Source organism: Pseudomonas sp. USHLN015, assembly GCF_037153275.1.
In the GTDB taxonomy this organism is placed as follows: Bacteria; Pseudomonadota; Gammaproteobacteria; order Pseudomonadales; family Pseudomonadaceae; genus Metapseudomonas; species Metapseudomonas tohonis.
The window spans coordinates 82243-108577 of sequence record NZ_JBBCKP010000012.1 but is presented as its reverse complement, the minus strand read 5'-3'; the positions used below and the strand labels follow the sequence as shown (position 1 = coordinate 108577).

The window sequence follows — 26335 nt, the reverse complement described above, 5'->3', positions numbered from 1 at the left end:
CTGGCACCGCTGGTGGATGAAAAGAGCGTCATCCACCCGACACACCGATCAGCTTCGTAGGTTGGCGCCGAGCGCAGCGAGGCCCAACGGTGCGATGTCCGGCCTCGCGACGTTGGGCTTCGTACCTCAGCCCAACCTACGGTGTCTCCTGTGCCCCGGCCGGCACCGCTTGGGAATGTAGGGAGGACTGCGCTTCACCGGTCCACCGCAGCAGAGCCCGGGCTTCAGCCCGGGACCCTGGCAGGCGCCCTCAGGCCTCCGCCGCCAGCTCGCGCCCGTGCACGCGGTTGACCCACCAGCCGAAGGCGGCGGCGGTGAAGAACATGATGATGCTGTAGATGGCCGCCGGGATCGCCATGGTCGGGTTGTTCAGCAGCATCGGGCTCAGCGCCAGGGCGATGGCCAGGGTGCCGTTGTGGATGCCGATCTCCATGCCGATGGCCACCGCCTGGCGCTGGCTGAGGCGGCACAGGCGCGGCACGAAATAGCCCACCGCCAGGCTGATCAGGTTGAACGCCAGCGCGGCCAGGCCCACCACCGGGGCGTAGTCGACGAAGGTGCGCCAGTCCTTGGCCACCGCCAGCACGATGATCAGCAGCAGGAACAGCGCGGAGATGATCTTCACCGGCTTCTCCATGCGCACGGCGAAGCCGGGGAAGCGGCTGCGCAGGAACATGCCGATGGCCACCGGGCCGAGGACGATGACGAACACCTGCAGCACCTTGGAAAACTGCAGCGGGATGGCCTGGTCGCCGCTCATGAAATGGGCCAGGGACAGGTTGACGATCAGCGGCATGGTGAGGATGGCGATCACCGAGTTCACCGCCGTCAGGGTGATGTTCAGCGCCACGTCGCCATGGGCCAGGTGGCTGTAGAGGTTGGCCGAAGTGCCGCCGGGGGACGCCGCCAGCAGCATCATGCCCACCGCCAGCGCCGCCTCCAGCTGGAAGCCCTTGGCGAGCAGGAAGCACGCCAGCGGCAGCAGGAGGATCTGGCAGCCGAGGCCGATCAGCACCGGCCTGGGGAATTTCACCACCCGGGCGAAGTCCGCCAGGGTCAGGGACAGCCCGAGGCCGAGCATGATGATGCCCAGCGCCAGGGGCAGGAAGATCGTTACCAGGGGGCTTGCGGTCATGTTGTTCTCCTTGTCGGACCTCGGCGGATTCTGCGCACGCGCCACGTGGCTGGATAGTGGCCTCGCGAGCCAGCCCGGGCCCGACCTGTAACAGAATGCAAACAGGCGCCGGAAGGCGCCCCTGCATGACCGCGTAGCCGGTCAGATGGCGGTGGCGCCACCGTCCACGGCCAGGGAATGGCCGGTGGTGAAGCCTGCGGCGTCGCTGCACAGGTAGAGCACCGCGCCGGCGATTTCCTCGACCTTGCCGATGCGCCCCACCGGGTGCATGGCGGCGGCGAACTCACCCTTCTTCGGGTCGGCCTCGTAGGCACGGCGGAACATGTCGGTGTCGATCACCGCCGGGCACACCGCGTTGACGCGGATCTTCTTCTTCGCGTACTCGACGGCAGCCGACTTGGTCAGGCCAATCACCGCGTGCTTGGAAGCGGCATAGATGCTCATCTTCGGCGCCGCGCCGAGGCCGGCGACGGACGCGGTGTTGACGATGGCGCCGGCGCTGCCCTGGGCCAGCATCTGCGGGATCTGGTACTTCATGCACAGCCAGACGCCCTTGACGTTGACCCCCATGATGGCGTCGAACTCCGCCTCGGAGCCCTCGGCCAGCTTGCCCTTCTCGATCTCGATGCCGGCGTTGTTGAAGGCGTAGTCGAGACGGCCATAGGCGGCGACCGTGCCCTCCACCAGGGCCTTCACCTCGGCGTCGACGGTGACGTTGCAGCGGATGAAGGTGGCGTCGCCACCGGCATCGCGGATCAGTTGCACAGTGGCCTCGCCGCCGGCGGCGTCGACATCGGACACCACCACCTTCAGCCCCTCGGCGGCGAATGCCTGCGCGGTCGCGCGGCCGATACCGTTGGCGGCGCCAGTCACCAGGGCGACCTGGCCGGAGAAAGTCATGCTCATCTGTGAAACCTCGGAAGGAAGGATGGGAACCGGCGGGAAGTCTAGCCACTGGCGGGCGGCCAGCGTCAGCATCATCAGGTCCGTGGTGGGTACTGCATCCAGTTGACTGATGAAACCCGCCCTCGATGATCATTGGCATTCATGGCCGCACATTCCCTGGCGCGACTAAGCTTGCCCTCCACCGCCGTGCGGACTAAACCGGTGTTTTCCCTATTCGGAGTGCCCTGCCATGCCCCAGCTCAACCGCCAGTTCCTGCTCGCCAAACGCCCGGTCGGCGCGGCCACCCGCGACACCTTCTCCTACGTCGAGAAACCGGTGGGCGAGCCCGGCCCGAACCAGATCCTGGTGGAGAACCTCTACCTGTCCCTCGACCCCGCCATGCGCGGCTGGATGAACGACGCCAAGTCCTACATCCCGCCGGTGGGCCTGGGCGAGGTGATGCGCGCCCTGGGCGTGGGCAAGGTGATCGCCTCCAACCATCCCGACTACGCCGTCGGTGACCACGTCAACGGCGCGCTCGGCGTGCAGGACTACTTCGTCGGCGAGCCGCGCGGCTTCTACAAGGTCGACCCGAGCCGCGCGCCGCTGCCGCTCTACCTCTCCGCCCTCGGCATGACCGGCATGACCGCCTACTTCGCCCTGCTCGACGTCGGTGCGCCCAAGGCCGGCGAAACCGTGGTGCTTTCCGGCGCCGCCGGCGCGGTCGGCAGCATCGCCGGGCAGATCGCCAAGATCAAAGGCTGCCGCGTGGTCGGCATCGCCGGTGGCGCCGACAAGTGCCGCTTTCTGATCGACGAACTCGGCTTCGACGCCGCCATCGACTACAAGAACGAAGACGTCGTCGCCGGCCTCAAGCGCGAATGCCCGAAAGGCGTGGACGTGTATTTCGACAACGTCGGCGGCGACATCCTCGACGCCGTGCTCAGCCGCCTGGCCCCGCGCGCGCGCATCGTCATCTGCGGCGCCATCAGCCAGTACAACAACAAGGAAGCGGTGAAAGGCCCGGCCAACTACCTGTCGCTGCTGGTCAACCGCGCACGCATGGAAGGCTTCGTGGTGATGGACCACGCCGCCAACTTCGCCAGCGCCGCCAAGGAAATGGGCGGCTGGATGGCCGCCGGCAAGCTCAAGAGCAAGGAAGACATCGTCGAAGGCCTGGAAACCTTCCCCGAGACCCTCGGCAAGCTGTTCAGCGGCGAGAACTTCGGCAAGCTGGTGCTGAAGGTCAAGTAACCCGTCCGTACCAATGAAAATGGCCCGGGCTGCAATGCAGTCCGGGCCATTTTTATTTGGGGTCACGTAGGTCGGGTGCAACCCGACGATCCATCGCACGGGATCACGCGGGTTTCACCCGCCCTACCCGTGACGGCCCTGAACACCTGGGCCACCGATCGAGCCTCAGGCCAGCTCGGCGACCACAGTTCGTAGGTTGGCTGAGGCAAGCCCAACGCATCGACGCTCACCAGGACACCAGGGCGTTGGGCCTCGCTACGCTCGGCGCCAACCTATGGGATCGGGCCTCAGGAAAGCTCGGCGACCACCGCCGCCAGCGCCTTGGCCGGGTCGGCGGCCTGGCTGATGGGGCGGCCGATCACCAGGTAGTCGGAACCGGCGTCCAGCGCCTGGCGCGGGGTGAGGATGCGGCGCTGGTCGTCCTGGGCGCTGCCCGCCGGGCGGATGCCGGGGGTGACCAGTTGCAGGGCCGGGTGCGCCGCCTTCAAGGCAGGCGCTTCCTGGGCCGAGCACACCAGGCCGTCCATCCCGGCCTTCTGCGCCAGGGCCGCCAGGCGCAGCACCTGCTCCTGGGGTTCGATGTCCAGGCCGATGCCGGCCAGGTCCTCGCGCTCCATGCTGGTCAGCACGGTGACGCCGATCAGCAGCGGCCTGGGCCCGTTGAACCGCTCCAGGGTCTCGCGGCAGGCCGCCATCATGCGCAGGCCGCCGGAGCAGTGCACGTTGACCATCCACACGCCCATCTCCGCCGCCGCCTTCACCGCCATCGCGGTGGTGTTGGGGATGTCGTGGAATTTCAGGTCGAGGAACACCTCGAAGCCGCGCTCGCGCAGGGTGGCGACGATGTCCGATGCGCAGCTGGTGAACAGCTCCTTGCCCACCTTCACCCGGCATAGCGCAGGGTCGAGCTGGTCGGCCAGCTTCAGCGCGGCTTCGCGGGTGGGGAAATCGAGGGCGACGATGATGGGCGTCTGGCAGGCGGACATGGGCGGGCTCTCTGGCAAGTCGAAAACGGCGCGCATTGTAGCGGAAGCCCGTGCCCGCCGCTGCTCCGGTGATCGCCGCCGACTAGAGATGGTCGAGGGCGAAGGCGGTCATGAAGCCGGCCAGGGTGATCAGCCCGGTCCAGGCGTGGGTGCTCTCGAAGGCCTCGGGGATCAGCGTGTCCACCAGCATGCACAGCACCGCACCGGCGGAGAACGCCAGGGCGAAGCCCAGCCAGGCCGGCGGCAGGTCGCTCATGAGCCCCGGGCCGGCCATGGCCGCCAGGCCCGACAGCAGGACGATGCCGCCCCACAGGCAGAACACGAACAGGCCGCTGCGCTTCTCCTCGCGCAGCCCGGCGGCGCTGGCCAGCCCCTCCGGCAGGTTGGAGAGGAAGATCGCCACCAGCATCAGCAGGCTCACCTCGCCGCCGTCCAGCAGGCCCAGGCCGAGCCCCAGGGATTCGGGAATGCCGTCGAGGAAGGCGCCCACCGCGATCAGCAGCGCCACCATGGAGCCGGCGCCGCCGCTGCGCTGGCGGTGATGCGCTTCCCAGCGGTCCAGCAACTGGCTGGCGAGGACGAACAGCGCGCCGCCGGCGAGCATGCCCGCCAAGGTCGGCCCCAGCCCGCCGAGGCGCTCGGCCTCGGGGATCTGCCCGAAGCACAGCGCCGCGATCAACACCCCGCTGCCATAGGCCATCACCGAGGCGGTGACCGCCCTGGGCAGCGTCACCCAGAAGCCGATGGCGGCGCCGAGCAACAGGCTGCTGGCGGCCAGCCAGCCCCAGAAACCGGCGAGCAGGGTGGTGGAAATCTGCATGACAACTCCTTTATCGACGACAGGTCCGGATGCGGCGCGACATAAGTACCCCATCCGCCCGCAGAAAGCAGCCGCGCACTTCCCCCACACCCTGCCGGTGCTTTCCGAATGCAACGCCGCTTTGTATCAGAGCCGGTACAAAGCCGACACGCTGGCGACACCGCCATCGGCGAGTCTCTCGCCGCGATGGCCGCTGGCAGGACGGCGGAGTAGGATGCGCCCGATGGATGCCCACGGTCCGCCGCTCGACGCCCGCCGCCAGACGCGAAGAACAGGGGTCCACCGGCCCGGTCGACCCGCCAGATGGCAACACACCCATGCACAACCAAGCCCCCGCCCCCCTCGACAACCGCCGCTGGAACATCCGCGCCCTGCTGGTGGACGACGACGTGCCGATCCGCGACCTGCTCTGCGACTACCTCGCTCGCTTCAACATCGAGGCGGTGGGCGTGGACGACGGCGAGGCGATGCGTGAAGCGCTGGCCGACTCCCCCTTCGACGTGGTGGTCCTGGACCTCATGCTGCCCGGTGAAGACGGCCTCTCCCTGTGCCGCTGGCTGCGCAGCGAATCCGACATCCCGATCCTCATGCTCACCGCCCGTTGCGAGCCCACCGATCGCATCATCGGCCTGGAACTGGGCGCCGACGACTACATGGCCAAGCCCTTCGAGCCACGCGAGCTGGTGGCGCGCATCCAGACCATCCTGCGTCGCGTGCGCGACGACCGCGAAGGCCTGCGTGCCGACCAGCGCGCCAGCATCCGCTTCGACACCTGGCGCCTGAACGGCGTGCTGCGCCAGCTGCAATCCCCCGAGGGCATGGTGGTGCCGTTGTCCAACGCCGAATTCCGCCTGCTCTGGGTCTTCCTCGAGCGCCCACGCCGGGTGCTCAGCCGCGAACAGCTGCTGGACGCCGCCCGGGGCCGCTCCATCGAAGCCTTCGACCGCAGCATCGACCTGCTCGTCTCGCGCCTGCGGCAGAAGCTTGGCGACGACCCCCGGTCCCCGCGCCTGATCAAGACGGTGCGCGGCGAGGGCTACCTGTTCGACGCGCGGGAGATCGGCTGATGCGCCAGGCCGACTCGCTGTTCGCACGCCTGTTCGGCATCTTCCTGGCCGCCATCGTCCTCGCCCACCTGCTGGCCTTCCTCTGGTTCCAGCAGTACGGCAACCCACCGCCCCAGCCGCCACCGCAGAACGCCGCCGAGGGCCCGCCGCCCCGGCAGCCCCCGCCTCCGCGCCCGCTGTTCGGCGGGCCGCTGGTGCCGCTGACCTTCCAGCTGCTGACCCTCATCGTCGCCGCCTGGTACGGCGCCCGCGTGCTGTCGCGGCCCATCCAGCGCCTGGCCAGCGCCGCCGACCGCCTCAGCGAGAATCTCCAGGCCCCGCCCCTGGAGGAGCGAGGCCCGCGCGAGGTGCGCCAGGCCGCCCACGCCTTCAACCTGATGCAGCAGCGCATCCGCGAGCAGGTCGCCCAGCGCAGCCGCATGCTCGCCGCCGTCTCCCACGACCTGCGCACGCCCATCGCCCGGGTCAAGCTGCGCGCCGAGCAGGTGACGGACACCCAGTTGCGCCAGCGCATGGACCAGGACCTCGGCGAGATGGTCGCCATGCTCGACGCCACCCTCAGCTACCTGCACCAGCAACGCGCCGACGAAGCCCTGCAGATGTTCGACCTCCAGGCCCTGGTGGAATCCATGGCCGAAGACGCCCAGGACCGCGGCGCCGACGTGCGCGCGCAAGGCCAGTGCGCGCCCCTGCGGGCCCAGCCCATGGCGTTGCGCTCCTGCATCAGCAACCTGGTGGAGAACGCCCTGCGCTACGCCGGGCATGCCTTGATCCGCCTGGAAGACGGCCCCGCCGAGGTGCGCATCTGCGTCAGCGACCACGGCCCCGGCATCGCCCCGGAACAGCGCGAAGCGGTGTTCGAACCCTTCTTCCGCCTCGAAGGCTCGCGCAACCGCAGCTCCGGTGGCGTCGGCCTGGGCCTGACCATCGCCCGCGAGGCCGCACGGCGCCAGGGCGGCGACCTGGTCCTGGGCGAAAATCCCGGCGGCGGCCTGCTGGCCACCCTCACCATCCCCCGCGCCTGACCCTGTCTCCGTGCCGATACAAAGCGCATAAACCCCCGACACGCTTGCGCCTGAACCTACGAGGACCGGAGAACCCACTCCGGCCTTGCCATCACGCACAGGAGTGACTCCCATGATCAGTGGCGTCAGTGGTTACTCGGGCTACAGCAGCTACGGCGGCTACGGCTCGGCGCTCTCCTCGAAAAGCACCGCCAGCGGCACCAGCAGCAGTGGCGGCTGCGCCTCGGGACAATCGAAATTGCAGGAGAAACTGTTCAGCCTGCTGGACAGCAATGGCGACAGCAGCGTCGCCAAGGACGAACTCGGCACCGCGCTGGCCAACGCCAAGGAAGGCGACAGCGGCATCACCGTCGATATCGACGAGCTGTTCGCCCAGCTCGACGCCAACAGCGACGGCTCCATCGACCTCGACGAAACCGCCGCCCTCACCCCGCCCCCGCCACCGCCGCGTGGCGGTGCCAACCCCGAGGACCTGTTCGCCGAGCTGGATGCCGACGGCAATGGCGCCATCGACGAAAGCGAGCTGAGCAGCGCCCTGGGCGAGAACAGCGGCATCGACAGCAGCGAGCTGTTCGCCAGCCTCGACAGCGATGGCGACGGCAGCCTCGACGTCGACGAAACCGCCGCCCTCGCCCCGCCACCTCCCCCACCGCCGGCCGGTGGCTTCGGCGGCAACAGCGAGGAGCTGTTCAGCGCCCTGGACGCCGATGGCAATGGCAGCATCAGCCAGGACGAGCTGGGCAGCCTGTTCAGCCAGGCCGGCAGTGGCGAACAGGGTGACTCCGGGAGCACCACCGCCAGCAGCGACGACGTCTATGCCCGCCTCGCCGCCGCCCTGCTCAAGCAATACGAGAGCAGCGCCGGCACCTATGAGGCCCGTGTCGGCAGCCAGCTCAGCATCGCCGCCTGAGGCCCGCCCCGCGAAAGGAAAGCCGGCCGCTGCGCTCACGCGCAGTGGCCGGCTCTTTGCTTCGGCGATCAGCCCGATGGTGGGTTCGAATCGATGTGTCAGCCGGTGTACACGATGTGGCTGGAGGCTCCGAATCGATGGGTTTCGCTGCGCTCTACGCCATCCTACAAGGCGGTATTTCGCCCATGAAAAAGGGCCGGCGCCTTATGGCGACCGGCCCTTTGGGGATTGCCGTGGGAAGATTATTCCTCGGTCGGCATCGGGATCTCTTCGTCCGGGAAGGCCGGCTGCTCGCCGCCCATGGCGCCGCCGAGGCCACCGGCACTGGCCATGACCAGGCCGGCGAACTCCTCGACCGTCATCTTCTTGCCGTTGAACTCCACCTGGCCGTCGGCGTAGTGCAGGCGGGCGCGGATGTCATTGCCTTCCAGGGCCACGAGCTGGGTGGAGAGCATCATGCCGCTGGCCATCTCGGTGGTCATCGAGGCCTGCTGGGCGATGGCTTCCTGGTCTTCCTGGCCCTGGAGCACCGCCTGCACGCTGACCAGGTCGCTGATCATCGGCTTGGACAGGCTCAGGTCCAGGTCGAGGCTGGTGATGGCTTCGCGGGCGATCTGGTCCGGCGGCAGGTCGAAGGACGCCGGCTTGGCCAGTTGCATGGCCAGGCTGAAGCGGCTCTCGCCGTTGGCGGTCTTCAGGCTCAGGCGCTCCAGGGCGAACTGCGGCTTGCCTTCGAGCAGCTTGACGAGGTCGGCCTTGGCTTGCTCCTGCTGCGCTTCGGTCAGCTCACCGAGGCCAGAGTCGCCAGCCTGGCCGACCTGCTGGTACAGCGCGCCGTAGAAGTCGGCCAGCGATTTCAGCGCGACCGAGTCGAGGTTCTTCATGGTCCAGAGCATCTGCGCGCTGCCGATGGGCTTGTCGGCGTAGCTGATGCTGCCGGCATCGAGCATCAGGCTGCCTTCGATGTTGCTGCCATTCTCGCGGGTGTCCTGGCGCTGGGCCAGGTCGGTGAGCTGCACGCCCGGGTTTTCACCGACGATGACGTTGGCGGTCTTCAGGGTGAAATCGCTCTTGCCCACGTACAGGCCGCTGGTGGAGCGGCTCTGGTCGCTGGCCAGGGACAGGCCCTGGAACAGGACGTGCACCTGCTCACCCTGCTCGGAGACGGCGTCGACCTTGAGACTGTCCATGGTGCCGATGGCGGCGACCCTGCTGCCGCCGGCATCGCTGCGCAGCTCCAGGTTCAGGCCGGAGAAGCTCAGGTGGGACTCGTCGTCCATCTGCATCTCCAGGGGCAGCAGGGCCAGGCTGCCGCTCATGGAGCGGTCGTAGCCGATGCTGACGTCACCGACCAGGGGCGCGGCGCCCTTGTTGGCGGCGAACCACTTCTCGACGCTGGGGCTGGACTCCAGGGCGTAGTTGCTGGCGGCCATCACCGGCGCCAGCTTGAAGGCCTTCAGGCGCGACACCGGGAAGGGGCCGTGCTCGATGTTGTCGACGAACAACAGCTCCAGGCCCTGGCCTTCCTCGCCGACGCGCACTCGGTAATGGGCGGTGCTGCTGAACAGGCCCTGTTCGAGGGAGACCAGCTCCATCGAGGCGGAAGTGCCGAAGGCCGGCGCGGACAGCTTAAGCTGCGCATTGGCTTCCTTGATGGAGGTGTCCAGCACGGCGGGCAGCTGGGTGCCGGTGTACCAGGCCCCCGCGGCGGAAACAGCGGCGATGGCGACGACTGCGCCCAGGGCGATCTTTACGGTTTTGCTCATTGTTCGACTCGCGGAGTATCCATGTGAATGTTGCTTCCCTGCATCCGCAAGCGGGGCCGATGCAAAGCGGCGCGGAAAAATGCGGCGCAAAGGCTATCACTGCGCCATCGCGCCTCCAAGCGGCGGCCTGCGGTTCTGCTGGCCAGTCGACGTTCAGTGCGGGCCGGGCCCGTCAAGCTTGTCGATCACCAGCGGCTGGGGCCGGCCGATCCAGTCGGAGATCAGGCTGTAGGCCACCGCCAGCAGCGTCGGCCCGAGGAACAGGCCCATGAAGCCGAAGGCGAGGATGCCGCCGAACACGCCGAGCAGGACCACCACCAGCGGCAGGTTGCCGCCACGGCTGATGAGGTAGGGCTTGAGCACGTTGTCCACGCCGCTGATGATGAAAAAGCCCCAGATCGCCAGGAACACTCCATAGCCGTAGTCGCCGTGCCAGAACAGCCAGGCGGTGGCGGGCACCCAGACCAGCGGCGGCCCCATCGGAATCAGGCTCAGGGCGAAGGTGGCCAGGCCCAGCACCAGCGCCCCCGGAACCCCGGCGATCCAGTAACCGATCAGCCCCAGCAGGCCCTGTGCGGCGGCGGTGCCGATCACGCCGTTGACCACCCGTTGCACGGTGCCGGCCACCAGTTCCAGGTAGTGCGGTGCGCGCTCGCCGATCAGGCGCTCCAGGGCACGCTCGGCGAACAGCGCCATGCGCGGGCCGTCGCGGTAGAAGAAGAACACCAGCACCAGGCTCAGGGCCAGTTCCAGCATGCCGCCGCCGATCTGTGCGCTGCGCGCCAGGATCCAGTTGCCGGCCTGGCCCATATAGGGCTTGAGGCTGGTGAAGAAAGCCGCGCCCTGGGCGTCGACCCGCTGCCACAGCGCCACCAGGCGCTCACCCACCAGGGGCAGCTCGCCCAGCCATTCCGGTGGCTGCGGCAGGCCTTCCACCTGGACGTTCTTGACCAGTTCTGTGGCATCGCGGATGTGGTCGGCGAGGTTGAAGCCCATCCACACCAGCGGCACCGCCACCAGCAGCATCCAGCCGGCGGTGAGCAGCCCCGCAGCCGTGGACACGCGTCCGTCCAGCAGCCGCGTGAGCAGGCGCATCAGCGGCCAGCTGGCGAAGGCCAGCACGGCCGCCCAGAACAGCGCCGACCAGAAAGGGGCCAGCACCCAGATGCAGGCGCCCAGCAACGCGAGCAGCAGTATCTGCACCAGCAGGCGATCGTTATTCAGCATGAACGGGGCACTCCGTGGCAAAACGCGACCGTGGCGCCGACGGGCGCCACGGATGACAAGCATGGACGCTGCGCTTCAGCGCAGCCACGCGAGGTGCAGGCCTTCGGCGGTGTTTTCGCCCAGCTCCAGGCGCGTGGCGCGCACGCCCTGCTCCACCAGGGCCTGGCGCCAGGCTTCGCCGCCCGCGCCGGACAGGCTGATGCGCAGGGTGCTGTCGAGGTTCAGGCAGCGCGCCAGCAGGGTCGCCCAGGCAGGCGTGGGCACCTCCGGCAGGCCGGTGAGGTGCAGTTCGCCACTGCTCTTGAGCTCGCGCATCAGGGTGGCGGGCGTGGGCAGGATCTCGCCCAGGGGCGCGGCGGAATCCAGCTGCTCGGCGTGCAGGTAGGCGCGGCGGTTGCCCCGGGTGATGGCGTACAGCGCCAGCAGGCTGTCCTGCTGCGGTTCGGCCAGGCGCACCAGCAAGTAGGCCTGCTGCTCGTCCGGTCCGTAGAGGCGTGCGTTGCCGAACACCGAGTTGGCCCACAGGCTGCTGGAGCCACAGTCGCGGCCCTGGCACCAGTAGAGGGGCACGGCGCCCTTGTCGAGCAGGGCGACCCGGGCGTTGTCGAAGGCCTCGCCCGAGCCATGGCCGCTGGGCAGCAGGTAGGTGACCGAGGTCTGCCGGCCCTGGGCGTCGATCTTCTGCTCGAAGCGCAGCTGGTTGCTGATGCGCCGGATCGAGCCTTGCGGGTAGATGCGCTCCTGGTCGCCGGCTTCCTTGAAGTCGACGATCTCGGCGTGGGGGAAGCGCGGCAGCGCGCTGAGGTCGTGGCTGTCGGGCAGGTCGGCGGCGTGCACCGCGATCGCCTGAAGGGACGCGGCCAGGAACAGGCCTGTAACGATGAAAGAGCGCATGCGCATCCTTAGCGAATCAACATGGACTGGGCGGACTTGACCACTGTCTCGGCGGTTTCCTGGCGCCTGGGCACCTGCAGGCCACGCTGCACGGCAGGCCGGGCCTCGATGGCCGCCAGCCAGCGCTGCAGGTGGACGAGGCCCTCGACCGACACGCCGGCCCAGTCGTGCAGGCGCACCCAGGGGAAGGTGGCGATGTCGGCGATGCCGTAGTCGCCGGCCAGGTATTCCACCAGCGCCAGACGCGAATCGAGCACCTCGTAGAGGCGGCGGGTCTCGTGCTGGTAGCGGTCGATGGCCGGCTGGAGGGTTTCCGGGAAGTAGCGGAAGAAGACGTTGGCCTGGCCCTGCATCGGCCCGACCCCGCCCATCTGGAACATCAGCCACTGCATGGCCACGGAGCGGCCCTTGGCGTCGGCGGGCAGCAGCCGGCCGGTCTTCTCGGCGAGGTAGAGGAGGATGGCGCCGGACTCGAACACGGCGAAGTCCCCCTCATCACGGTCGACGATAGCGGGGATGCGCCCGTTGGGGTTGATCTCCAGGAAGGATGGCGCCTTCTGTTCCTTGCGCTCGAAGGACAGCGCGTGGGCCCGGTAGGACAGGCCCAGTTCCTCGAGGGCGATGGAGACCTTGTGCCCGTTGGGCGTGGCAGCGGTATAGAGATCGATCATCCGGGCTCTCCTTGGGAAGGCGCCCAGCCTTCCCGGTTGCCCCGATCAAGTCAAGGCGAGGCGAAGAAGCTATTGAAACAGTCTGCTACCGCCTGGGCGCCGCTTTCGTCATTGAGATGCAGGTGGTGGCCGCCCGGCTTGTAGTGCACGTCGAAGCCTAGACCCTGGAGCAGTTCAGCGATACGCGGCTCGGCACGGATCTGCCCCTGCTCCGCCAGCACCAGGGAGGTGGGGCAGCGTACCGCGCGGACGAACTCGGTGGCGTGGGCGAAGGTCAGGCGCATCAGCGACGGCAGGGTCAGGCGCATGTCGGTGCGCCAGGTGTAGCCGCCGGGCACCGGCATCAGGCCACGGTTGGCGAGCAGTTCGGCGGCCTCGCGGCTCACCGCCACCACGCCCTTCATGCGCGCCTCCACCGCGCGCTCGACGTCGGTGTACACCGGCTTGCGCTTCTCGCGCAGCGCCAGCCGCGCCTTCAGTGCATCACCCAGGCGCTTGGGCGCGCTGTCGGCCTCGCCGGTGTAGGGAATCAGCCCGTCGATCAGCGCCAGGCGCTCGATGCGCTCGGGCAGGGAACCGGCCACCAGCACCGAGACGATGGCGCCGAGGGAGTGGCCCATCAGCGAGAAGCGCTCCCACCCCAGTTGCTCGGCCACCAGCAACACGTCCTCGGCGTATTCCCACAGCTGGTAGCTGGAGCCGGCCGGGTAGTGCCCGGAATGGCCGTGGCCGGCGAAGTCCAGGGCGACGATGCGCAGCCCCTGGAGCTTCGGCGCCAGGCGCGCGTAGGTCATGGCGTTGTCCAGCCAACCGTGCAGGGCCAGCACGGGCTTGCCGTCCTCGGGCCCGAAGATGTGTGCCGCCAGTTCGACGTGGGGCAGGTTCAGGCGGATTTCCTCGACGTGCGCGGTCATGCGTGCTCCCGGTCGGTGCGCTGGCCTTCCCAGCGGTTGAAGAGGTTCCTCAGCAGTTCGGCGGTGTCCTGCGGGCGCTCCAGGGGGAACATGTGGCCGCCCGGCAGGGACAGGTACTCCCCCTTGGGCACGCGTTTGACCAGGCGTGCGTGATGGGGCAGCACCACGCGGCTGTGGCGGCCGCGCACCACCGCGAGGGGCACCTCGAGCTGCTGCGGGCGGCCCGGGCTGTTGTGCGGGACGCTGCGGTAGATGCTGATCTCGGTGGCCGGGTCGAACTTCAGCCGCAGGCCGCTGCCGGTCTCGGTGAAGCCGTGGCGCACGTAGGCTTCCAGGCAGTCCGGGTCGAAGCGGCGGAACAGGGATTTGCCGGAGAAGTACAGGCGCGCCTCGTCGAGGTCGGCGAACTCCTCGCGCCGGCCCAGGGTGCGGCCGGCCGGGGTGATGCGGTCGATGAAGCCGAAGCGCTTGGCCGCGCGGATGACGATGCGGTCGGCCAGGGTCAGCACCGGCGAGTCGAGCATCGCCACGCCGCGGTAGAGGTCCGGGCGGCGCAGTGCCGCGTGGTAGTGCAGCACGCCGCCGAGGGAGTGGCCGACGCCGAACACCGGCTCGCCGTGGGCCTCGAGGTGGTGGATGAGCTCGTCCACCAGGTTTTCCCAGTTGTCGTTGACCGGGAAGCGCGGGTCATGGCCGTGCTGGTCCAGGTGCCGGATGCGGAAGTCCGGGCCCAGCGCCTGGAACAGCTTGGCATAGGTGGCCGACGGGAAGCCGTTGGCATGGGCGAAGAAGATCGTCTGGGACATGGCGATGCCGGCTGTGGGTGGACTGCCGGGGATTTTCCGGCAGCCCGGCGCCCCCGGCAATGACCGTAACTGCCAGTGATGATGGCGCTATTGCCACAGCAGCGGACGGCCCTCAACCCAGCGTGCGCAAGCGTGCCGGCGGCACGCCGTAGGTGCGGCGGAACAGCCGGGAGAAGTGCGCCTGGTCGTAGAAGCCCAGCTGCAGGGCCACGTCGCTGAGCGGTTGCTGGCCACGCAGCACCAGCGGCAGGGCCCGTTCGAGGCGCAGCTGGGTCAGCCACTGGTGGGGCGGCAGGCCGCAGTGCTGGCGGAAACGCCGCAGCGCCTGCCAGGGGCTGAGGCCGCAGAAGGCCGCCAGCTCCTCCAGGGACGGCGGCGATTCCAGGCGCGACTCCAGCCACTCGCGCAGGCGCTGCCAGGTGCGTGTGTCGAAGCCCTGGGCGGGCTCGCTGACCCGCAGCGTCGAGCCCTGCCCGAGCAGGCAGGCCAGCGCCGGCCAGAGCAGGCTCTCCAGGGCCAGGCGGGAGTTGCCGAGAAACCCTGCGTGCACGGCCTGCAGGCGCGCCTGCAGCGTGGGGTCGCGCAGGGTCGCGCTGGTCAGGCGGGGCGCCCCCTGGCGACCATCGCTGAGCACGCGGCTGGCTTCATCCAGCCATTGCGGCTCGATGGCCAGCACGCGGATGTGATAGCCCTCCCCGCCCTGGCTGGCGCCATCGTGGATCTGCTCCGGCGCCATCAGCAGCGCGTCGCCGCGCCCGGCCAGGCGCGACTCGCCCCGGCAGACGAAACGCTGCCGCCCGTTCAGCAGCAGGCCCACGTGGTACTCCAGGTGGAAGTGCCGGGGAAAGGCGAAATCGCGGTACTCGGCATCGATCAGGCGGACGCCGGGCAGGCCGCTGACGATATGACTGATGCGCTCCATGGGCGCCACTCTAGCGCGTGGCGGGGTGATCGGCTTGGATGAAATTGCGCGACTGCCGGGAATCTACGCCGCGTGATCACCCCTTCGGCGGCTGCTCGCCCAGGGGCACGATGGCCATGGTCAGGCGCGAGATGCAGCTGGGCTTGCCGTCGTCACCACTGAGGCGGATGTCCCACACATGGGTGGTGCGGCCCAGGTGCACGGGACGGGCGACGGCGGTGACGCGGCCGCTGCGCAGGCCACGCAGGTGGTTGGCGTTGACCTCCAGGCCCACGCAGTAGAAGCGGCTGGTGTCGATGCACAGGTAGCTGGCGGTGGAGCCCAGGCTCTCGGCCAGCACCACCGAGGCGCCGCCGTGGAGCAGGCCGTAGGGTTGGTGGGTACGGCTGTCGACCACCATGCTGGCGGTGATCGATTCGTCGTCGAAGGCTTCGAAGCGGATGTCCAGCAGGCCGCCGATGGTGCCTTGCTGGGATGCATTGAGTTTTTCGAGATCGGGGGTCTGGCGCCACAGGCTCATGTCGGCTCCTCGCAAGAATGCCGCCGGGGTGGCCAGGGCTCCCGGCGGTCAGGGGTCACTCGTGCCAGAGCACCGCCTGGCGGCGCTCGATCCATTCGGGGAAGCGCGATCCGTAGGTGCCCTCCACCACGTTGCGCTTGATCTTCAGGGTAGGCGTCAGGAAGCCGTTGTCGACCGCCCAGACCTCCTTCACCAGCACCAGGCCGAGCAGGCGTTCGTGCTTGTCCAGCGCCTCGTTCACCTGCTCCAGCAACTCGCGCAGGCTGCCCTCCAGCTCGGCGCGGGTGCCGTTGGCGGCTTCCTGGCGACCGACGTCGGAAAGCACGCAGAGCGCCATCGGCTGCGGCAGGCCATCGCCCACCACGCACACCTGCTCGATGCGGGTATGCACCGCCAGGCGGTTCTCGATGGGGGCCGGGGCCACGTACTTGCCCTTGCTGGTCTTGAAGATTTCCTTGATGCGCCCGGTGAGGCGCAGGTTGCCGGCGGCGTCCTGCTCGCCCTTGTCGCCGGTGCGCAGGAAGCCGTCGGGGGTGATGGTCTCGGCGGTCTTCTCCGGGTCCTTGTAGTACCCCTGCATGGTGGCGCCGCTGCGCACCTGCACCTCGCCATCGTCGTTGATGCGAACCTCGACACCGGGGCTGTTGCGGCCGATCCAGCCGGTCATCTGCTCGCCCGGGCGGCACACGTGGGAGTAGCCACAGTTCTCGGTCATGCCGTAGACCTCGAGCACGTCCAGGCCCAGGCGCTTGTACCAGTGCAGCAGCGCCTCGGGCACCGGCGCGGCGCCGCACAAGGCCACGCGCACGGCGTCCAGCCCGAGCCCGGCGAGCACCTTGCGGCCGACGATGCGGCCGATGATCGGCAGCTTGAGCAGGCGGTCGAGCTTCTGCGCCGGCATCTTCGCGTAGACCCCCATCTGGAACTTGGTCCAGATGCGCGGCACGCCGAAGATGGCGGTGGGACGGGCGCGCTTGAGGTCTTCGAGGAAGGTGTCGAGGCTCTCGGCGAAGAACACCGTCTGCCCGGCATAGAGCGAGGCCATTTCGACGAACATGCGCTCGGCCACATGGCACAGCGGCAGGTAGGACAGCAGGCGGTCGTCTTCACCGGTCTTGAACAGGTCGACACCGTGGCCGGCGGCGAAGGCGAAGTTGCCGAAGCTCTGCATCACGCCCTTGGGCGTCCCGGTGGTGCCGGAGGTGTAGATGATGGTGGCCAGCTGCTCGGCGGCGGTCCTGGGGTTGTCGCGGATCGGCGTCTGCGCCTGCAACTCGCTCCACTGGTAGTCGAAGGTCCCCTCGGGGTGGATCGGCAGCGCGATGGTGGCCACGCCTTCGGGAATGCCACCGGCCATGGCGGGCCAGTCGTCCAGCTTGCCGATGAAGGCCAGGGCGGTCTCCGAATGCGCCAGCACCTGGTGCACGGACTCGCCGGTGAGGTTGGGGTAGAGGGGAACGGAAACGTGCCCGGCCATCCAGATCGCGAGGTCGGCGACTATCCAGTGAGCACAGTTCTTGGAAATGATGGCGATGCGGCTGCCGGGAGGCAGGTCACGCCCTCTCAGCCAGCTGGCGGCGCGTCGCGCCTGGTCGCCGACATCGCCCCAGGTCAACTCCTCGACCCTGCCGCCGGACAGCGGTTGGACCAGGTAGCGTTTGTTGGGGTGACGTGCCTCTCGCTCGAAGAACATATCGAGCGGCAAACGGACTGCATCAGCCACAGGGCCTCCTCCTTTTTTGTTTTTCTGGGGACAACCAAGCACTTGCTTGGGCGAATATTCCACGCAGTAGGAAGCGGCGCAAGTTAAGAAATGTATCGGGCTCGGACACAGGCTCCGAGAGCCTCTGGGGCGGGGGTTGCAGCGGGAAATGATGGAACAGGCGGCGGCGCTACGCGCCGCTCGGCGACCGCAATCGCCCTACACGGGCGGGCCCACCACAGGGCGGGCCGAGTGCTCCGGAGCAGGAGCGCCCATCAGTTCGACGGCGAGACGAACCAGGCCTCGAGCCCGGGCTTGTCGGTCTGCTGCCCGGGCCGGTAGATGTACCCGGACACCCGCGCATAGTTGTCCCAGTCGGTGCGCCAGAGCATGGTGCCCTGGTACTCCTTGCCGTTGCGCTTGAAGTCGATGCGCAGTCCCGAGGCGCCGTCCACCAGTTCGGAGTTCTCGAAGTGCGCCTTGCCCGTCCAGCTCTCCTCGCCCACGGTCCAGGCCAGGGACAGCTCGCCCTCGTCCTGGTAGATGTCCAGCTCGCCGGTGTAGGGCTTGCCGGTGTCGAGGTCGCGACCGACGATCCAGTAGTTGCCGACGAAGAAGGAAGGGTCCGGGTTGTCGGCCGCCAGGAGGGTGGAACCGGGCAGCAGGGTGGCGAGCGCCATCAGGGCGCGGAGCGTGATGCGTCTGAGCATTGGGGGTCGTCCTTGGGGCGGGGGTCAGGTCCGGTGTGCGTGGTGCAGGGAGCGCAGCTCCATCAGGCCCGCGAGGGCCATGTCGCCCTCCAGCTCGACGAGGCTGGCGGTGCCCAGGGGCAGCGGCTGCTGGCGATGACCGTGGATCAGCAGGCCCGCCAGTTCACCGACGAAGGGATTGTGGGTCACCAGCAGCAGCTCGCCCTCCTCCCGCTCGGCCAGTCGCGCGAGTGCTTCACGCGGGTCGCTTTCCGGGGTCAGCCAGGGCTGCGTCACCAGCGCGCCGGGGAAATCCAGCGCCTCGCGCACCAGTTCGGCACTCTGCTGGGCACGCAGGTAGGGGCTGGCGATGATGGCCTGCAGCGGTCGACCGGCCAGGCGTGCGGCGGCATGCAGCACTTCCTGGCGGCCATTGCGGGTCAAGGGGCGTTCGGCGTCGGTGGCCGCGCGGGGCTCGGCCTCACCGTGGCGCAGCAACCACAGCCTCACAGCTTGGGCTCTTCGTCGCGCGCGGGGTGCGGGGCCGGCGGCACCACGTGGGCGGCCTCGCCTTCCGGCGGGCGCGGCGTGGGCCAGTCGGCGAAGGGCCAGGGCTTTTCCTCGGTATTGAAGGTGCCGAAGCGGCCGATCTGCGCCAGGTACTGGCTCAGGCTGTCGCCGAACCCCATCAGGCCGCCACTGGGCGCGCCGTAGAAGGCCCGGTAGCCGAGCTGCGCCAGGACCACCACGCCGAGGACGATCTCGGCCAGTTGCCAGACGACGACGAAGATCAGCATCCACAACACGCGCAGCAGGATCGACTCCCGCTGCAGGTCTTCGCGCTCATCACTCATGGGAATCTCCTTGTCCGAAGTTGGCGGGGCTCAGAAGCCACTGGTGGGAATGAAGTCGACGTCGGTCTTGGGTTCGGCGCGCATCAGCGCCTCGATCACCTGGGCCAGCGTACGCCCCTCGAAAAGAATGGCATGCAGGCCAGCGACCAGCGGCATGTACACCTGCAGCTCCTCGGCACGGGCCTTGAGCACCTTGAGGGTGTTGACGCCCTCGGCCACCTCGCCCAGGCGCGCCACCGCGTCTTCCAGGCTGAGGCCTTCGCCCAGGGCGTGGCCGACCTGGTAGTTGCGGCTCTTGGGCGAGGAACAGGTGACGATCAGGTCGCCGACGCCGGCCAGGCCGAGGAAGGTCATGGGATTGGCGCCGAGCTTCACGGCGAAGCGGGTCATCTCCGCCAGCGCGCGGGTGATCAGCATGCTCTTGGTGTTCTCGCCCATGCCCAGCGCCGCGGCCATGCCGGCGATGATCGCGTAGACGTTCTTCAGCGCACCGCCCAGCTCGACGCCGAAGCGATCGGCACTGGCGTAGACGCGGAAGGTCTTGCCGTGCAGGGCAGCCTGCACCTGCTGGCACAGCTCGGTGTCTTCGCTGGCCACCACGGTGGCGGTGAGGGCGTGGTCGGCCACCTCGCGGGCCAGGTTGGGGCCGGAGAGCACGCCGATGCGCGCCTCGGGGGCAATGTCTTCGAGGATCTGGCTCATCAGCAGGAAGCTCTGCGCCTCGATGCCCTTGGTCAGGCTCACCAGCATGCGGCCCTTCAACTGGCCGGCGACCGGTTCGAGCACCTTGCGCAATGCGCTGGAGGGGATGGCGACGAAGATCAGCTCGCAACTGGCGAGCACCGCATCCAGATCGGTGGTGGGTTCGACGCCGGGGTGGATCTTCACCCCCTTGAGGTAGCGCGGGTTCTCGCGGTTGGCACGGATCGCCTCGGCCTGCTCGGGATCGCGCATCCACTGCTGCACGCTCTTGCCGTTCTCGGCCAGGAGGTTGGCGATGGCGGTGCCGAAGCTGCCGCCGCCCAGCACCGCGATCGATTGCTGTTGAGTCATAACCAGTCCATGTAGAGCCATCGGGGATGGCGGTTGCGCGCATTATACGGAGGGCCGAGCGACCAGCCAGTCTCAAACGAGGCATCTGCCACTGGTCAAGTGTGAACCCAGGCACGACAATTCAGCCTTCCATGACCACGTCGGACGAACGGGGTGCCCAACCCGCCACGACGGATGCCATTCGACCAGAGCGCAGGCCCAGCTAGAGTTTCCCATGCATTCATCTTTTCCATGGACGAGCCTGTCACGAGGCACACGGATGATCCGCCGCCCAGCCCCCCTCCTCTTCTCCACCGCCGCCGCACCGGGCACCTGCCTCTGGGATTGCCGATGAACCTGCGCCGTGGCTGGGACATCCACACCCGCACGCAGCTGATCAGCCTGGGCCCGGCCCTGCTGCTGACGCTGCTGCTCACCGGCTTCTTCACCTTCGCCCGCCTGCAGGACCTGCGCCAGGAGCTGAACCACACCGGCCAGCTGATCGCCAACCAGTTGGCGCCAGCCGCCGAATACGGCGTGATCGCCGGCAACCTGCCGGTACTCGAAGGCCTGCTCAAGGCGACCCTGGACACCCCGCACGTGCGCTTCCTCGAAGTGCGCGACCGTGAAGACAACATCCTCGTCTACGTCGAACAGCCCGGCAGCCTGGAAAAGGCCGGGGCCCAGGTTGAGGTGTTCCACGCGCCGATCCGCATGCAGCAGATGAAGCTGGACAGCGAGGCGCTGTTCCACAGCGAACGCAGCAACGGCAAGCTCGCCACCGGCTACCTGGGTCGCGTGGTGGTGGGCATGTCCAACGACGCCTTCAGCAGCCGGCAGCAGGAAATCCTTCTCAAGGCCACCGTGCTGGCGCTGTTCGCCCTGGTGCTCACCTTCCTCCTGGCGCGGCGTCTGGCCACCCGCCTGTCGCAGCCGATCAGCGCCATGGGCGAGGCGGTCGAGGCCATCCAGGGCGGCAACTACCAGGCCAGCCTGCCGGTGGTGGACGAGGGCGAGCTGGGCGACCTGGCGCGACACATCAACAACCTCGCCAACGGCCTGGCCAAGGCCAGCCGCGAGCAGCAGCAGGCCATCGACCAACTGATCAGCGCACGTGAGGACGCCGAGCAGGCCAACCGTGCCAAATCCGATTTCCTGGCGATGATGAGTCACGAACTGCGCACCCCCATGAACGGCGTCCTGGGCATGCTGCAACTTCTTGAAACAACCGAACTGAACCGCGAACAGGCCGAGTACGCCGCGCTGGCTGCCGAATCCACCGAGCACCTGCTCAAGGTGATCAACGACATTCTCGATTTCTCGCGTATCGAACGCGGCGCACTGGAACTGGAACGCATCTCCTTCAACCTGCTGGAGCTGGTCCAGGGCTCGGTGCAGGTGTTCCAGCACAGCGCCCTGCAGCGCGGCCTGGCGCTGACCCTGGAAACCCAGGAAGGCCTGGAGCAGATCGAGGTGCAAGGCGACCCGACGCGCATCCGCCAGATCCTGGTGAACCTGGTCGGCAACGCCCTGAAATTCACCGAGGACGGCGGCATCCGCGTCCTCACCCAGTGGCAGCCGCTGGACGACGAGGTGCTGTGGCTCACCTGCGCCGTGCACGACAGCGGCATCGGCATCCCGCCGGAACGCCTGGAGCACATGTTCGACGCCTTCCAGCAGGCCGACAGCTCCATCTCCCGACGCTACGGCGGCACCGGGCTCGGCCTGCCCATCGCCCGCACCCTGGCCGAACGCATGGGCGGCACCCTGCGCGCGGAGAGCCTCGAAGGCCGTGGCTCCATATTCACCCTGGAAATCCCACTGCCGTTCCGCCAGCAGGAGCGCCGCGCCAGCGAGGGCAGCACCGGCGACACCACCAACGGCAGCGGCCAGCAGGTGCTGCTGGTGGAGGACAACCCGGTCAACCAGACGGTGATAGAGGCCATGCTGCGCAGCCTCGGCTACCGCGTCAGCCTGGTGGGCGACGGCGCCCAGGCGGTGCAGAGCGCCTCGCGCCAGCACTTCTCGGCGATCCTCATGGACTGCCGCCTGCCGGTGCTCGATGGCTACGAAGCCACCCGGCAGATTCGCAAGATGAATGGGGGTGCCCGCACGCCGATCATCGCCCTCACCGCCAACGCCCTGCAGGGCGACCGCGAAGCCTGCCTGGACGCGGGCATGAACGACTACCTCGCCAAGCCCTTCAAGCGGGCCGACCTGCAGCGCGTCCTGCAGCGCTGGCTGGGTGGCGCGGCGGATTGCCCCCCCGACCTTCGGTGAGTGGGCAACAGTGCTAAAGTGCGGCAGGCTTGCGCCGGAAAGGGCCCGCAACAACGGCGCAAGCGTCCTTGAACAAGTGAACGACTGTACTCTGTGACTTTCACCGCAACGCAACAGTCTATGACTAGTCTGCTGATTCGACGCCTGTGCGCGCGGCAGTGTGGACGAAATGCCAAGCCCTGCACGGGGACCATTGAGGAGCTCGCATGACCAAACAAAACGCCTATTCCCGGGAAGACCTGCTGCGCTGCAGTCGCGGTGAGCTGTTCGGCCCCGGTAATGCGCAACTGCCCGCCCCCAACATGTTGATGATCGATCGCATCGTCCATATCAGCGAAACCGGCGGTAAGTACGGCAAGGGCGAAATCGTCGCCGAGCTCGACATCAATCCGGACCTGTGGTTCTTCGCCTGCCATTTCGAAGGCGACCCGGTGATGCCGGGCTGCCTGGGCCTGGATGCCATGTGGCAACTGGTCGGCTTCTACCTCGGCTGGCAGGGCAACCCCGGCCGCGGCCGTGCCCTGGGTTCGGGCGAAGTGAAGTTCTTCGGCCAGATCCTGCCCACCGCGAAAAAGATCACCTACAACATCCAGATCAAGCGCACCATCAGCCGCTCGCTGATCCTCGGCATCGCCGATGGCACCGTCAGCGTCGATGGCCGCGAGATCTACAGCGCCGAAGGCCTCCGCGTCGGCCTGTTCACTTCCACTGACAGTTTTTAAGGGTTATCCGCATGCGTCGTGTCGTGATCACTGGCCTGGGCATCGTTTCCTGCCTGGGCAATGACAAGGAAACCGTTTCCGCCAACCTGCGTGCAGGCCGGGCCGGCATCCGCCACAACCCGTCCTATGCCGAAATGGGCCTGCGCAGCCACGTTTCCGGTTCGGTCGACCTGAACCTCGAAGAGCTGATCGATCGCAAGATCTTCCGCTTCATGGGCGACGCCGCCGCCTACGCCTACCTGGCGATGGAACAGGCGATCAAGGACTCGGGCCTGCAACCCGAGCAGATCTCCAACCCGCGCACCGGCCTGATCGCAGGCTCCGGCGGCGCCTCCACCGTCAACCAGATGGAAGCCATCGACACCCTGCGCGAGAAGGGCGTCAAGCGCATCGGCCCATACCGCGTGACCCGCACCATGGGCAGCACCGTATCCGCGTGCCTGGCCACCCCCTTCCAGATCAAGGGCGTGAACTTCTCCATCTCTTCCGCCTGCGCCACCAGCGCCCACTGCATCGGCCAGGCCATGGAGCAGATCCAGCTCGGCAAGCAGGACGTGGTCTTCGCCGGCGGTGGTGAAGAAGAACACTGGAGCCAGAGCTGCCTGTTCGACGCCATGGGCGCCCTCTCCACCCAGTACAACGACACCCCCGAGAAGGCCTCCCGCGCCTACGACGCCAAGCGTGACGGCTTCGTCATCGCCGGTGGCGGCGGCATGGTGGTGGTCGAGGAACTGGAGCACGCCCTCGCGCGCGGCGCCAAGATCTACGCGGAAATCGTCGGCTACGGCGCCACCTCCGATGGCTACGACATGGTCGCCCCGAGCGGCGAAGGCGCGATCCGCTGCATGCAGCAGGCGCTGTCCACCGTCGACACCCCGATCGACTACCTGAACACCCACGGCACCTCCACCCCGGTCGGCGACGTCGCCGAGATCCGTGGCGTGCGCGAAGTGTTCGGCGACAAGGCCCCGGCCATCAGCTCCACCAAGAGCCTGTCCGGCCACAGCCTGGGCGCCGCCGGCGTGCACGAGGCGATCTACTGCCTGCTGATGATGGAAGGCAACTTCATCGCCGGCTCCGCCAACATCGACGAGCTGGACCCGGAAGTGGCCGACCTGCCGATCCTTCGCGAGACCCGCGAGAACGCCAAGCTGGACACCATCATGTCCAACAGCTTCGGCTTCGGCGGCACCAACGCCACCCTGGTGCTCAAGCGCTTCTCGGCCTGAAACCCGCGCCGCTAGGCGAACGCAACACCCACCATGCCCGTATCGTTCGATACGGGCATGGTTGCGTCAGGACCATGGAAAGTCCTCCGTTCCATAAGCTCCGAAGCCCAGCGCAGCGGTGAAGTTCACGCGTATCCCAGAGGGCTTCCTATACTTTTTCCGAGCCTCCCTGGTTCGTACCGCAGCCCCCCGGAGAAGTGACCCATGTTCCTGCGCCAGTTCCCCATCGCGCCACGCGCGGCTTTCGGCTTCGCCATCATCACCTTGCTTCTGGTGTTGACCGGCCTGTTCTCGCTCAACCGCATGTCGGTGATCAACGACGCCTCCACCGTGATCAGCCAGAGCTGGTTGCCCAGCGTCCGCACCATCGCCCAGATCAACCTGTCCCTGACCGAGTTGCGCCAGGTCCAGCTCGGCCACGTGCTGGCCTCGGACACCCCCTCCAAGCAGTTCCTCGAACAACGCACGCGCGAGATCATCGCCCAGCTCGGCAAGGCCGAAGACACCTACAAGGCCGGCATCGACCCGGGCCGCGACGAACAGCTCTTCGAGCGCTACCAGCAGGAGAAGAAAGGCTTCATCGCGGGCGTCGACAAGCTCCTCGCCCTCTCCAATGCCGGCGAAGTGGCCGCCGCCACCGAACTGGTCCAGGGCCCGCTGCTGGACAACTACCGCACCACCCTCAAGGCACTCAACGAACTTTCCGACTACAACACCCAGGGCGCCGACGCCGCCAACGCCAAGGCCGACGAGGACTACGCCAGCGCCACGACCGCCGTCATCAGCGTGCTGGTGATCGCCGCGCTGGTCACCGTCGCCCTCGCCTGGGCCCTCACCCGCAGCATCACCGTGCCGCTGGGCGAGGCCGTGCTGGTGGCCGGCGTGGTCGCCAGCGGCGACCTCACCGGGCGCATCGACACCGCCGGCAACGACGAGCCGGCGAAATTGCTCACCGCCCTGCAGCGCATGCAGCAACAGCTGCGCGGCACCATCCAGCAGATCGGCAACTCGGCCACCCAGTTGGCCTCCGCCGCCGAAGAGCTCAACGCGGTGACCGAGGAAGGCAACCGCTCCCTCACCCGCCAGCACGACGAGATCGAGATGGCCGCCACCGCCGTCAACGAAATGACCGCTGCCGTGGAAGAGGTCGCGCGCAACGCCAGCTCCACCTCCGACGCCTCGCGCGCCTCCGAGGAATCCGCCCAGTCCGGCCGCGACCGCGTGCAGCAGACGGTCCAGGCGATCCGCAGCATGAGCCAGGAAGTCGCCCACACCTCCACCCTGGTCGAGGGGCTGGCCGACCGCGCGCAAAGCATCAGCAAGGTGCTGGACGTGATCCGCGCCATCGCCGAGCAGACCAACCTGCTGGCGCTCAATGCCGCCATCGAGGCCGCCCGCGCCGGCGAGCAGGGCCGTGGGTTCGCCGTGGTCGCCGACGAGGTACGCGCCCTCGCCCACCGCACCCAGGAATCCACCCGCGAGATCGAACAGATGATCGGCAGCATCCAGAGCGGCACCGGTGAAGCCGTCGGCGCCATGAACCAGAACGACCAGCGCGCCCGGCAGATGCTGGAGATCGCCGAAGCCGCCGGCCGCGCCCTGGTGGAAATCACCGAGCAGGTCGGCCAGATCAACGAACGCACCCTGGTCATCGCCAGCGCTGCCGAAGAACAGGCCCAGGTCGCCCGCGAAGTGGACCGCAACCTGGTGAACATCCGCGACATCTCGGTACAGACCGCCACCGGCGCCAACCAGACCGCCGCCGCCAGCCAGGAACTGTCGCGCCTGGCCGTCGAACTCAACGGCATGGTGGCCCGCTTCACCGTATGATCGCACCCGCATGGCCCGCCGCCAGGGAGGCGCAGGGCAGGCTGCAAACGAAGAACCCCATCACCTCGCGGCGATGGGGTTCTTTCGTTTCCACAGCCCCTTCATTCGAGCCTGGGAAACCACGTCCCCGGGGCGTCTGCGACGATTCGATCGGGCACCCAGCAGGATGAACGCCTGCCGTCGGGTGTGTAGAG

General features: G+C 68.0%; 25 protein-coding genes. 8 read left to right on the top strand and 17 right to left on the bottom strand.

Translation table 11 applies throughout. From position 1 onward, the window contains the following. Positions 1–250: 250 nt before the first annotated feature. Both WFQ67_RS24250 and WFQ67_RS24245 read right to left on the bottom strand, forming a co-directional pair. Positions 251–1135: a bile acid:sodium symporter family protein gene (locus WFQ67_RS24250; protein ID WP_213629247.1), complete on the bottom strand. Its 885-nt coding sequence runs from the start codon at positions 1133–1135 to the stop codon at positions 251–253. Positions 1136–1276: 141 nt separating this feature from the next. After that, positions 1277–2041, bottom strand: a complete 765-nt coding sequence (locus WFQ67_RS24245) for an SDR family oxidoreductase (protein WP_111264108.1) — start codon at positions 2039–2041, stop codon at positions 1277–1279. A 229-nt stretch (positions 2042–2270) separates the two neighbouring features. Between WFQ67_RS24245 and WFQ67_RS24240 the strand changes: the two genes are divergently transcribed. After that, positions 2271–3275, top strand: coding sequence for an NADP-dependent oxidoreductase (locus WFQ67_RS24240; protein ID WP_337058428.1), 1005 nt, complete (start codon positions 2271–2273; stop codon positions 3273–3275). Between the two features lie 287 nt (positions 3276–3562). Here the strand turns inward: WFQ67_RS24240 and pyrF are convergent, their stop codons facing one another. Next, a complete protein-coding gene (pyrF, locus tag WFQ67_RS24235) occupies positions 3563–4261 on the bottom strand; it encodes an orotidine-5'-phosphate decarboxylase (RefSeq protein WP_213629246.1) in 699 nt (232 codons plus the stop codon). A gap of 82 nt (positions 4262–4343) precedes the next feature. Beyond that, the gene (locus tag WFQ67_RS24230; protein ID WP_213629245.1) at positions 4344–5081 is read right to left on the bottom strand and encodes a ZIP family metal transporter; all 738 of its coding nucleotides are present in this window, start codon (positions 5079–5081) and stop codon (positions 4344–4346) included. A gap of 317 nt (positions 5082–5398) precedes the next feature. Here WFQ67_RS24230 and WFQ67_RS24225 point away from each other — a divergent pair, with 317 nt between their 5' ends. The 3 genes from WFQ67_RS24225 to WFQ67_RS24215 all read left to right on the top strand — a co-directional run bounded on the left by WFQ67_RS24225 (position 5399) and on the right by WFQ67_RS24215 (position 8083). Continuing rightward, entirely contained in the window at positions 5399–6148 is a 750-nt protein-coding gene (locus tag WFQ67_RS24225) for a response regulator (protein WP_337058471.1), read from the top strand. Next, the gene (locus WFQ67_RS24220) at positions 6148–7173 is read left to right on the top strand and encodes an ATP-binding protein (protein ID WP_442969624.1); all 1026 of its coding nucleotides are present in this window, start codon (positions 6148–6150) and stop codon (positions 7171–7173) included. The genes WFQ67_RS24225 and WFQ67_RS24220 overlap by 1 nt, the downstream gene beginning before the upstream one ends. Positions 7174–7285: 112 nt before the next feature. Then, complete coding sequence (locus tag WFQ67_RS24215) at positions 7286–8083, top strand: EF-hand domain-containing protein (protein ID WP_337058427.1); 798 nt, start codon at positions 7286–7288, stop codon at positions 8081–8083. Positions 8084–8325: 242 nt separating this feature from the next. Here the strand turns inward: WFQ67_RS24215 and WFQ67_RS24210 are convergent, their stop codons facing one another. The 13 genes from WFQ67_RS24210 to WFQ67_RS24150 all read right to left on the bottom strand — a co-directional run bounded on the left by WFQ67_RS24210 (position 8326) and on the right by WFQ67_RS24150 (position 20101). Beyond that, positions 8326–9849 carry a YdgA family protein gene (locus WFQ67_RS24210; RefSeq protein ID WP_337058426.1) on the bottom strand — a complete coding sequence of 508 codons (1524 nt, stop codon included), beginning with the start codon at positions 9847–9849 and terminating at the stop codon, positions 8326–8328. Between the two features lie 153 nt (positions 9850–10002). Then, positions 10003–11076 carry an AI-2E family transporter gene (locus WFQ67_RS24205; protein ID WP_337058425.1) on the bottom strand — a complete coding sequence of 358 codons (1074 nt, stop codon included), beginning with the start codon at positions 11074–11076 and terminating at the stop codon, positions 10003–10005. A 75-nt stretch (positions 11077–11151) separates the two neighbouring features. Then, positions 11152–11970 carry a DUF4892 domain-containing protein gene (locus tag WFQ67_RS24200; protein WP_337058424.1) on the bottom strand — a complete coding sequence of 273 codons (819 nt, stop codon included), beginning with the start codon at positions 11968–11970 and terminating at the stop codon, positions 11152–11154. Between the two features lie 8 nt (positions 11971–11978). Then, positions 11979–12641 carry a glutathione S-transferase family protein gene (locus WFQ67_RS24195; RefSeq protein WP_337058423.1) on the bottom strand — a complete coding sequence of 221 codons (663 nt, stop codon included), beginning with the start codon at positions 12639–12641 and terminating at the stop codon, positions 11979–11981. Positions 12642–12691: 50 nt separating this feature from the next. After that, positions 12692–13555, bottom strand: a complete 864-nt coding sequence (locus WFQ67_RS24190; protein ID WP_111263471.1) for an alpha/beta fold hydrolase — start codon at positions 13553–13555, stop codon at positions 12692–12694. Further along, on the bottom strand, positions 13552–14361 hold the full coding sequence (locus WFQ67_RS24185; protein WP_111263470.1) for an alpha/beta fold hydrolase: 810 nt from the start codon (positions 14359–14361) through the stop codon (positions 13552–13554). The genes WFQ67_RS24190 and WFQ67_RS24185 overlap by 4 nt, the downstream gene beginning before the upstream one ends. Before the next feature lie 112 nt (positions 14362–14473). Further along, the gene (locus WFQ67_RS24180) at positions 14474–15283 is read right to left on the bottom strand and encodes a helix-turn-helix transcriptional regulator (RefSeq protein WP_213629238.1); all 810 of its coding nucleotides are present in this window, start codon (positions 15281–15283) and stop codon (positions 14474–14476) included. Positions 15284–15359: 76 nt separating this feature from the next. Next, complete coding sequence (locus WFQ67_RS24175) at positions 15360–15803, bottom strand: hotdog fold thioesterase (protein ID WP_111263468.1); 444 nt, start codon at positions 15801–15803, stop codon at positions 15360–15362. A gap of 55 nt (positions 15804–15858) precedes the next feature. Further along, entirely contained in the window at positions 15859–17526 is a 1668-nt protein-coding gene (locus tag WFQ67_RS24170) for an AMP-binding protein (RefSeq protein WP_337058422.1), read from the bottom strand. Positions 17527–17780: 254 nt separating this feature from the next. Next, positions 17781–18215, bottom strand: a complete 435-nt coding sequence (locus WFQ67_RS24165) for a hypothetical protein (RefSeq protein WP_111263466.1) — start codon at positions 18213–18215, stop codon at positions 17781–17783. 24 nt (positions 18216–18239) lie between these two features. Then, a complete protein-coding gene (gene sixA, locus WFQ67_RS24160) occupies positions 18240–18704 on the bottom strand; it encodes a phosphohistidine phosphatase SixA (RefSeq protein WP_213629236.1) in 465 nt (154 codons plus the stop codon). Continuing rightward, entirely contained in the window at positions 18701–19048 is a 348-nt protein-coding gene (locus tag WFQ67_RS24155; RefSeq protein ID WP_111263464.1) for a DUF4389 domain-containing protein, read from the bottom strand. The genes sixA and WFQ67_RS24155 overlap by 4 nt, the downstream gene beginning before the upstream one ends. A gap of 30 nt (positions 19049–19078) precedes the next feature. Then, positions 19079–20101, bottom strand: coding sequence for an NAD(P)H-dependent glycerol-3-phosphate dehydrogenase (locus WFQ67_RS24150; protein ID WP_111263463.1), 1023 nt, complete (start codon positions 20099–20101; stop codon positions 19079–19081). A gap of 330 nt (positions 20102–20431) precedes the next feature. On the opposite strand from WFQ67_RS24150, the gene WFQ67_RS24145 reads away from it, so the two are divergent. The 4 genes from WFQ67_RS24145 (at position 20432) to WFQ67_RS24130 (ending at position 26141) form a co-directional block, all read left to right on the top strand. Further along, positions 20432–22360, top strand: a complete 1929-nt coding sequence (locus WFQ67_RS24145; protein WP_337058421.1) for an ATP-binding protein — start codon at positions 20432–20434, stop codon at positions 22358–22360. Between the two features lie 206 nt (positions 22361–22566). Then, the gene (gene fabA, locus WFQ67_RS24140; protein ID WP_021220691.1) at positions 22567–23082 is read left to right on the top strand and encodes a 3-hydroxyacyl-[acyl-carrier-protein] dehydratase FabA; all 516 of its coding nucleotides are present in this window, start codon (positions 22567–22569) and stop codon (positions 23080–23082) included. Between the two features lie 11 nt (positions 23083–23093). After that, complete coding sequence (fabB, locus tag WFQ67_RS24135) at positions 23094–24311, top strand: beta-ketoacyl-ACP synthase I (protein ID WP_111263461.1); 1218 nt, start codon at positions 23094–23096, stop codon at positions 24309–24311. Positions 24312–24515: 204 nt separating this feature from the next. Beyond that, complete coding sequence (locus tag WFQ67_RS24130; RefSeq protein ID WP_337058420.1) at positions 24516–26141, top strand: methyl-accepting chemotaxis protein; 1626 nt, start codon at positions 24516–24518, stop codon at positions 26139–26141. Positions 26142–26335: the final 194 nt, after the last annotated feature.

Excerpts from the sequence above, each read along its gene's own strand:
- WFQ67_RS24165 (WP_111263466.1), bottom strand. The coding sequence starts at position 18,215 with ATGCTCAGACGCATCACGCTCCGCGCCCTGATGGCGCTCGCCACCCTG.
- WFQ67_RS24220 (WP_442969624.1), top strand. The coding sequence starts at position 6,148 with ATGCGCCAGGCCGACTCGCTGTTCGCACGCCTGTTCGGCATCTTCCTG.
- WFQ67_RS24245 (WP_111264108.1), bottom strand. The coding sequence starts at position 2,041 with ATGAGCATGACTTTCTCCGGCCAGGTCGCCCTGGTGACTGGCGCCGCC.
- WFQ67_RS24230 (WP_213629245.1), bottom strand. The coding sequence starts at position 5,081 with ATGCAGATTTCCACCACCCTGCTCGCCGGTTTCTGGGGCTGGCTGGCC.
- WFQ67_RS24195 (WP_337058423.1), bottom strand. The coding sequence starts at position 12,641 with ATGATCGATCTCTATACCGCTGCCACGCCCAACGGGCACAAGGTCTCC.
- fabB (WP_111263461.1), top strand. The coding sequence starts at position 23,094 with ATGCGTCGTGTCGTGATCACTGGCCTGGGCATCGTTTCCTGCCTGGGC.
- WFQ67_RS24225 (WP_337058471.1), top strand. The coding sequence starts at position 5,399 with ATGCACAACCAAGCCCCCGCCCCCCTCGACAACCGCCGCTGGAACATC.
- fabA (WP_021220691.1), top strand. The coding sequence starts at position 22,567 with ATGACCAAACAAAACGCCTATTCCCGGGAAGACCTGCTGCGCTGCAGT.
- WFQ67_RS24200 (WP_337058424.1), bottom strand. The coding sequence starts at position 11,970 with ATGCGCTCTTTCATCGTTACAGGCCTGTTCCTGGCCGCGTCCCTTCAG.
- WFQ67_RS24150 (WP_111263463.1), bottom strand. The coding sequence starts at position 20,101 with ATGACTCAACAGCAATCGATCGCGGTGCTGGGCGGCGGCAGCTTCGGC.
- WFQ67_RS24240 (WP_337058428.1), top strand. The coding sequence starts at position 2,271 with ATGCCCCAGCTCAACCGCCAGTTCCTGCTCGCCAAACGCCCGGTCGGC.
- WFQ67_RS24175 (WP_111263468.1), bottom strand. The coding sequence starts at position 15,803 with ATGAGCCTGTGGCGCCAGACCCCCGATCTCGAAAAACTCAATGCATCC.
- WFQ67_RS24215 (WP_337058427.1), top strand. The coding sequence starts at position 7,286 with ATGATCAGTGGCGTCAGTGGTTACTCGGGCTACAGCAGCTACGGCGGC.
- WFQ67_RS24130 (WP_337058420.1), top strand. The coding sequence starts at position 24,516 with ATGTTCCTGCGCCAGTTCCCCATCGCGCCACGCGCGGCTTTCGGCTTC.
- WFQ67_RS24185 (WP_111263470.1), bottom strand. The coding sequence starts at position 14,361 with ATGTCCCAGACGATCTTCTTCGCCCATGCCAACGGCTTCCCGTCGGCC.
- WFQ67_RS24250 (WP_213629247.1), bottom strand. The coding sequence starts at position 1,135 with ATGACCGCAAGCCCCCTGGTAACGATCTTCCTGCCCCTGGCGCTGGGC.
- WFQ67_RS24210 (WP_337058426.1), bottom strand. The coding sequence starts at position 9,849 with ATGAGCAAAACCGTAAAGATCGCCCTGGGCGCAGTCGTCGCCATCGCC.
- WFQ67_RS24145 (WP_337058421.1), top strand. The coding sequence starts at position 20,432 with ATGAACCTGCGCCGTGGCTGGGACATCCACACCCGCACGCAGCTGATC.
- WFQ67_RS24190 (WP_111263471.1), bottom strand. The coding sequence starts at position 13,555 with ATGACCGCGCACGTCGAGGAAATCCGCCTGAACCTGCCCCACGTCGAA.
- WFQ67_RS24180 (WP_213629238.1), bottom strand. The coding sequence starts at position 15,283 with ATGGAGCGCATCAGTCATATCGTCAGCGGCCTGCCCGGCGTCCGCCTG.
- pyrF (WP_213629246.1), bottom strand. The coding sequence starts at position 4,261 with ATGTCCGCCTGCCAGACGCCCATCATCGTCGCCCTCGATTTCCCCACC.
- WFQ67_RS24155 (WP_111263464.1), bottom strand. The coding sequence starts at position 19,048 with ATGAGTGATGAGCGCGAAGACCTGCAGCGGGAGTCGATCCTGCTGCGC.
- WFQ67_RS24205 (WP_337058425.1), bottom strand. The coding sequence starts at position 11,076 with ATGCTGAATAACGATCGCCTGCTGGTGCAGATACTGCTGCTCGCGTTG.